We start from the raw sequence: 1,764 nt of genomic DNA on the forward strand, positions 1-1,764 counted from the left end.
CTATGCCGCGCATTCCTCGGTGCTCGCCAACGAGGCGCCGCTCGGACAGGTCTTCCTCAACCTGCTCGTCAACGCCGCCGATGCCATCCCCGAGGGCCACAGCACCGCGCAGGAGATCCGCGTGGTGACGCGCCAGGAGGGCACGGGCCACGTGCGGGTGGAGATCCACGACACCGGCCGGGGCATCCCCCCGGAGCTGTGCGAGCGCATCTTCGAGCCCTTCTTCACCACCAAGCCGGTGGGCGTGGGCACGGGCCTGGGACTGGCCATCTGCCGCCGCCTCGTCACCGAGATGGGAGGAGCGCTCTGGGTGGAGAGCGAGCCGGGCCAGGGCACCGTGTTCCACCTCCGCCTGCCAACGGCCCATGAGGTGACCGAGAGTCCCCCGAGAACCTCGGGCAAGGTGGCGAAGAAGCGCGGCGTGCTGATCCTGGATGACGAGGCGGTCGTCGGCCGGGCCCTCCAGCGCATCCTCGGCCAGCAGTACGAGGTGCTCGTGCTCGTCCAGGGCCCGGAAGCCCTGGCGCAGGTGGCCTCGGGCCGGCGCTTCGACGCCATCCTGTGCGACCTGATGATGCCGGAGATGAGTGGTCCCCGCTTCCATGAGGAGCTGGTGCGACTGGCGCCGGAGCAGGCCCAGCGGGTCATCTTCATGACGGGAGGCGCCTTCACGGAGCAGTCGCGCACCTTCATGGCCGCGACGGGCCTGCCCTGCCTCGACAAGCCCATCGACGTCCCACGGCTGCGCGCCCTGGTGGCCGCGATGCCTCCGCTGGGGGTGGGAGCCACTCCCACGGCCCTGTCGGGTTGAGGCCCCGAGCGTGCACTTCCCATCAATCCCGGGGCCCTCCCAGGCAGTGCTCTGAAAAGTGGCGAACGCTCACCCGCTCGCCAGCATGCCGTGGGAACACTCCCGCCCCATGACTCGTCAGGCGCATCACGAACCCGCGTCAGGCGTCTCTGTTATTGGAGCGGGGTCCGATTTCCGGACCACGGGGAGGAGCCACATGAGCACAGCCCTGGCGAAGCGAGCTTCGGTACGAACCGAGGAGACCCGCGTGCTCGATGCACGGGAGCAACGCACCAAGGTGCGACATGAACTCGCGCGGCACCTGCCGGGCCGCTCTCTGGTCGAGCTCGCCCTGGATGTGCCTCGGGGGTCCGCGGCCAACGAGGACTCCGAGCGGCTCTTCCTCCTGGGGCTCCAGCACCTGGAGCAGGAGCTGGGCGTGGCGCCAGCCGAGATGGGCGAGGACGCGGCCGGTTTCTACGGCCTCTTCGTCACGCAGCTGCCCGCCCTGCTGGCGCGGCGCAGGGCCAGCCGCATCGAGGGGCAGCCCTCGTGGGACCCCCACCTGGGCATCGAATGCTACGGCCTCGCCGGCAGCTTCGGCACCACGAGCAAGGTTCCTCGCGACGTGGTGGGCTAGGCGGCCAGCACGCGCGCGAGCGGCTCCAGCGCGGCGGCGAAGACCTCTGGCGGCGGCAGCAGGGACAGCACCAGGAAGGCCCCGCCGCTGAAGTCGTAGAAGTAGCCCGGCTGCACCACCACCCCCTGCTCCAGCAGGGACAAGCAGGTGGCCTCCTCGCCGGGCTCCAATGGAATGCGCAGCACGGTGCTCCACCCGCCCTGGGCCGGCACCACGTCCCAGTGGGCCTCCTTCGGGCGGGCCTGGAGCAGCCGGTGCCGGTTCTCCCGCACCCGCGCCCCCAGGGCCTCCTGGAAGCGCGGCGCGTGGGCCAGCAGCGCCGGCAGGGCGAGCT

Annotated in this window: 2 protein-coding genes and 1 pseudogene; 2 read left to right on the forward strand and 1 reads right to left on the reverse strand. The window is 71.0% G+C overall.

Features of this window, described 5'->3' with window-relative positions:
* Together VF697_RS30440 and VF697_RS30445 are read left to right on the forward strand one after the other, a co-directional pair.
* On the forward strand, positions 1 to 811 hold an 811-nt coding region (locus VF697_RS30440; protein WP_331100407.1), incomplete at its 5' end, for an ATP-binding protein.
* A gap of 196 nt (positions 812 to 1,007) precedes the next feature.
* Positions 1,008 to 1,430, forward strand: a complete 423-nt coding sequence (locus VF697_RS30445) for a citrate lyase holo-[acyl-carrier protein] synthase (protein ID WP_331100408.1) — start codon at positions 1,008 to 1,010, stop codon at positions 1,428 to 1,430.
* Here the strand turns inward: VF697_RS30445 and VF697_RS30450 are convergent.
* Positions 1,427 to 1,764, reverse strand: a pseudogene (locus VF697_RS30450) (pyridoxal phosphate-dependent aminotransferase); the annotation flags it as partial. The gene VF697_RS30445 and the pseudogene VF697_RS30450 overlap by 4 nt on opposite strands.

The sequence above is a fragment of the Archangium sp. genome (assembly GCF_036388035.1).
Classification (GTDB): domain Bacteria; phylum Myxococcota; class Myxococcia; order Myxococcales; family Myxococcaceae; genus Archangium.